This window comes from Pinirhizobacter sp. (genome assembly GCF_035317885.1).
Taxonomy (GTDB): Bacteria; Pseudomonadota; Gammaproteobacteria; order Xanthomonadales; family Rhodanobacteraceae; genus Pinirhizobacter.
Genome location: NZ_DATHFX010000154.1, coordinates 1 through 3,923 on the forward strand (window position 1 = coordinate 1; position 3,923 = coordinate 3,923).

The 3,923-nt window shown below is 65.6% G+C and carries 5 protein-coding genes and 1 pseudogene; 2 read left to right on the forward strand and 4 right to left on the reverse strand.

Going from position 1 to position 3,923, the window contains the following annotated elements:
- Positions 1–379, reverse strand: a pseudogene (locus VK519_RS04660) (HAD family hydrolase); the annotation flags it as partial.
- 63 nt (positions 380–442) lie between these two features.
- Here VK519_RS04660 and VK519_RS04665 point away from each other — a divergent pair.
- Entirely contained in the window at positions 443–631 is a 189-nt protein-coding gene (locus VK519_RS04665) for a CPXCG motif-containing cysteine-rich protein (protein WP_324347967.1), read from the forward strand.
- On the opposite strand, the gene VK519_RS04670 is transcribed toward VK519_RS04665, so the two are convergent.
- Complete coding sequence (locus tag VK519_RS04670; protein WP_324347968.1) at positions 628–1,506, reverse strand: NAD(P)-dependent oxidoreductase; 879 nt, start codon at positions 1,504–1,506, stop codon at positions 628–630. The genes VK519_RS04665 and VK519_RS04670 overlap by 4 nt on opposite strands.
- A gap of 138 nt (positions 1,507–1,644) precedes the next feature.
- On the opposite strand from VK519_RS04670, the gene VK519_RS04675 reads away from it, so the two are divergent.
- Positions 1,645–2,019 (forward strand): hypothetical protein, encoded by a 375-nt coding sequence (locus VK519_RS04675; protein WP_324347969.1) that lies wholly within the window; start codon positions 1,645–1,647, stop codon positions 2,017–2,019.
- On the opposite strand, the gene VK519_RS04680 is transcribed toward VK519_RS04675, so the two are convergent.
- Together VK519_RS04680 and cls are read right to left on the reverse strand one after the other, a co-directional pair.
- Positions 1,982–2,764, reverse strand: coding sequence for a carboxylesterase family protein (locus VK519_RS04680; protein ID WP_324347970.1), 783 nt, complete (start codon positions 2,762–2,764; stop codon positions 1,982–1,984). The genes VK519_RS04675 and VK519_RS04680 overlap by 38 nt on opposite strands.
- A gap of 11 nt (positions 2,765–2,775) precedes the next feature.
- Positions 2,776–3,923, reverse strand: a 1,148-nt coding sequence (cls, locus tag VK519_RS04685) for a cardiolipin synthase (protein ID WP_324347971.1), incomplete at its 5' end; no start/stop codon positions are given.

Here is a 3,923-nt window from a genome sequence, read left to right on the forward strand (position 1 = left end):
GGTCGCCCTTGGTGATCAGGACGACGCGGTGGCTCTGCGCCACGACTTCCACGGCCTGGCGGATACCCGGGAGTAGTTCCACCGGGTGGTCCAGCACGTCCTTGCCCAGCGACACGATGCGGTGGATGTCGCGTGCGCTGATGCGCTCGCCGGTCACCTGTACCGCGGCCTCGATCATCGACAGCGTCATGCCCTTCGCGCCGTAGCCGAAGCGTGCCATGTTGGCTTGCTCGACGGCCAGCAGACGCTCGTGCAGGCGGAGGTCCGCAAGGTCGACGTACTGGCCCACGATGGCTTCGAACGCGCTGCTGGCGATCTCGAAGTATTCCTGGCTGCGCCACAGGGTGTCGTCGCCGTCGAAGCCGACCAGTTCAATCATTGCTTGTCTTCCTTCCACCGACGGGGCGCTACGATACTCCATCGTCCTTGCCGGAGCTTATCGATGCTCACCCCCGTGGATGTCCATTGCCCTTACTGCGGCGAGCCGCTGGAATTGCTGGTCGATGCCGGCGAGGATGGCCAGCGCTACATAGAGGATTGCCAGGTGTGTTGCCGCCCGATCAACGTCACCGTCGCCGTGGAAGGCGACGGTACCATCGGCGTGGACGTGCGCAGCGAGAACGAAGGCTAGGTTTTCTTTCCCGCCCGCCGCAGCGCGGTCTTGCCCAGTACGGCAAGGTCGCTCTCGCCATCGCCCACGGCGACAGTTTCAAGCAACGCATCGTGCACCACGCTTGCCAATGGCATGGGCACCTTCGCCGTGCCCGCCGCAGCCAGAGCGAGGCGGAGGTCCTTGTGCGCCAGCCGTGCGGCGAATGCCGCCGGCGTGTAGGAGGCACTGGCGATACGGCGACCGTAACCTTCGTACACCGGCCCCGGGAACACGGTGCCTGTGATCAGCTTGATGAATGCGTCCGGTTCCAGGCCATGCGCGCCGGCCAGTGCCGCCGCCTCCGCCGTGGCTTCGACGGCGGCGCCCAGCATGAAATTCACTGCCAGCTTGACCGCATTGGCGCGCGAGGGCACGTCGCCCAGGTGCCAGGTTTTCTGGCCGATGGCATCGAGCAGGGGCTGTACATGGGCGAGCGTCTTCGCATCGCCGCCGGCCAGGATGTTGAGCTTGCCGGCAGCGGCGACGTCGGGACGGCCCAGTACCGGAGCTGCGAGATAAGCCACACCCTGCGCCTGGTGCGCATGGGCCATCTCGTCGGCCAATGCCACCGACACCGTGGCCATGTTGACGTGGACCAGGCCTTTTCTGGCCTGTGCCAGCGCGCCGGAAGCCAAGATGGCCTCGCGCACCGCGTCGTCGTCGGCCAGCATCGAGAAAACAGCGTCGCCGGCGAATGCGGCCGCCGGCGAGTCGACCGCGGTGGCCCCCGCGCGGGCTGCCTCCTGCACAGGTCCCGGCGATCGATTCCACACACGCACCGTATGGCCCGCCTTCACCAGGTTGGCCACGATCGCCCGGCCCATGTGGCCAAGGCCGATGAATCCGATGTCCATCACGGTTCTCCTTCAGGGGAATAATTGGACATCATGCGCCGCCGGACGTGGCGGCGGTGTATGGGTAAGTTCCTTCGACAACTGATGGGCTACCATCGCCGCATCACTGGCCACCCATCCCACGGAGCTTTCAGAAACATGTTCGATCACGATTGGCTCGGTTACGGCATTGTCGGGGCACTGGAAATCGGCGCCATCGCGCTCGTCGTCGGCTTCGTGCTGTACGCGGTGCTGCAGGCGATCAAGCGCGATGCCAATCATGGCGTACTGATGGCCTGGTCGTGGCTGGCTTCCACCGCGCTGGTTGGCGCGGTGGACTTCAAGGACCTCTTCTATTTCAATTTCTCGAGGTTCCAGTCGATCCAGCTGCTGCGCTTGCAGCTGGCCGAAGTACACGATCCGGACGCCATCGGCCTGCGGTGTTTTTTCGTGATGGTGGGTGCGATCGTTGGTGTCGGGCTGGCGTGGCTGATCTTCAGCCTGGCTTCTTGGCGTCGCCGAGGCGATGGCTGAACATCCACGGCCATAGGTCGGGTTCGTCGTAGGCAGGTACCCAGGACCCATGCCCCACGCCGGGGTATTCGGTGTAGCGGACTTCATGGTGGATGGCATCGAGTGCCTTGTGCATGTTGCGCGATTGTTCCACCGGCACCGAGCCATCGGCCGAGCCGTGGAAAATCCATACCGGCGTAGGCCCCATGCGTGAGGCCACCCAGGCGAAGGCGTCCGGTCCTTCGCGTCGGTCGTAGACCTGCATGAGCGCATCCACGCCCTGCGGCTGGATGCCCCCGCAGATGATGGCCGCCGCGGCGAAGGTGGATGGGTACTGCACCAGGAGTTCCCAGGCGCCGTAGCCACCCATCGACAGGCCCGTCAGGTAGACCCGTTTGCGGTCGCCGTCGACGGCCTTGATGGTGTCTTCCAGCGCCTTCATCGCAGCGTCGGTGACGTCGCCGCGCCAGAGCGTGTGTTCCGGGGCTTGCGGGATCACCACCACGCCTTTGAAGTCCGGGTGTTTGGCCAGCCACGGCGGTAGCCCCTGGCTCATCTGCTTCTGGTTGTCGGAGCCTCGCTCGCCCGAGCCGTGCAGGAACAGCACCACCGGCGGATGAGCCTCGGTTTTGTCGTCGGGCGTGTACACCTGGTAGGGATAGGCGTGGCCATTTACCGTGACCGTGCGTTGGCTCAGTGCCGCGTGCGCAGGCCCGAGGCTAAGGCCAACCACGCAGGACAGCGCGGCCATCGTGCAAATGTGCATGGGTGGCTCCTTCAAAGGATGGGGTCGAACAGGCGTGCAACGTGCATGGCCACGCGGGAAAGATACCGCGTGCGGGCGTAGTCGGCGGGGAGCACCTCCACCGACTGCGCGAAGTCGTCGGCCAGCATGGCTTCGACTTCGCCGGCGAAGGTTAAGTCCACGGTGAGGGCCGCGATTTCGAAGTTCAGCCGGAACGAGCGATTGTCCAGGTTCATGCTGCCGATCACCGCGGTGTCGTCATCCACCAGCATCACCTTCTGGTGGACGAAACCCGGCTGGTAACGAAACATGCGGATGCCCGCCTGTACTGCCTCGTGGGTGTGGAAGCGCGAGGACAGGAACACCGTGCGGTGGTCGGGCCGGCAGGGAATCAGCACACGCACGTCCACGCCCCGGTAGACGGCCAGCCGCAGGGCGGCCAGTACGGCTGGCCGTCTACCGGGGCGTGACAACCACAACCGGGTGCGGGCGACGGCGATGGCCTGGGTGAAGAACAGCGAGCAGCTTTCCTGCAGGTCCGCCGGGCCCGTGGCTGCGACCAGCACCGCGGCCCTGCCCTCGCCATCGGGCGGTGGCCGGAACGGCGGCACTTCGCCTGTGACCCAGTACCAGTCTTCGGCGAAGCTGCGTTGCAGCTCGGTCACGGCCGGGCCATCCAGGCGCATATGGGTATCGCGCCAGGGCGAAAGGGGTGGCCGTGCGCCGAGGTACTCATCGCCGGCGTTGAGGCCGCCGACGAAGCCCGTGGCGCCGTCGACCACGACGATCTTGCGATGGTTGCGGAAATTCAACTGAAGGCGGTTGCGCCAGCGCCGCGTCCGGAACGGCCGTACGTCCACGCCTGCCGCCTGCAGTGAGGCCACGTAGCGCTGTGGAAGGTCATGGCTGCCAATGCTGTCGTAAAGCAACTGCACCGTGACGCCTGCCGACGCGCGTTCCACCAGTGCATCGCGCAGCCGCCTGCCCAGGTGGTCGTCGTGGATGATGAAGAACTGCACCAGTACGTAGTGCCTGGCCCCGGCGATGGCCGCGAACATCGCCGCGAAGGCGGCTTCGCCATTGATCAGCAGTTCCGCGCGGTGGCCCCCGCTGATATGCGTTGCCAGCATGCGTGCGATCGGTTCGAAGCGCGGATGCTCGCCGGCATGGCGCCGCAAGT

Excerpts from the sequence above, each read along its gene's own strand:
- VK519_RS04665 (WP_324347967.1), top strand. The coding sequence starts at position 443 with ATGCTCACCCCCGTGGATGTCCATTGCCCTTACTGCGGCGAGCCGCTG.
- VK519_RS04670 (WP_324347968.1), bottom strand. The coding sequence starts at position 1,506 with ATGGACATCGGATTCATCGGCCTTGGCCACATGGGCCGGGCGATCGTG.
- VK519_RS04675 (WP_324347969.1), top strand. The coding sequence starts at position 1,645 with ATGTTCGATCACGATTGGCTCGGTTACGGCATTGTCGGGGCACTGGAA.
- VK519_RS04680 (WP_324347970.1), bottom strand. The coding sequence starts at position 2,764 with ATGCACATTTGCACGATGGCCGCGCTGTCCTGCGTGGTTGGCCTTAGC.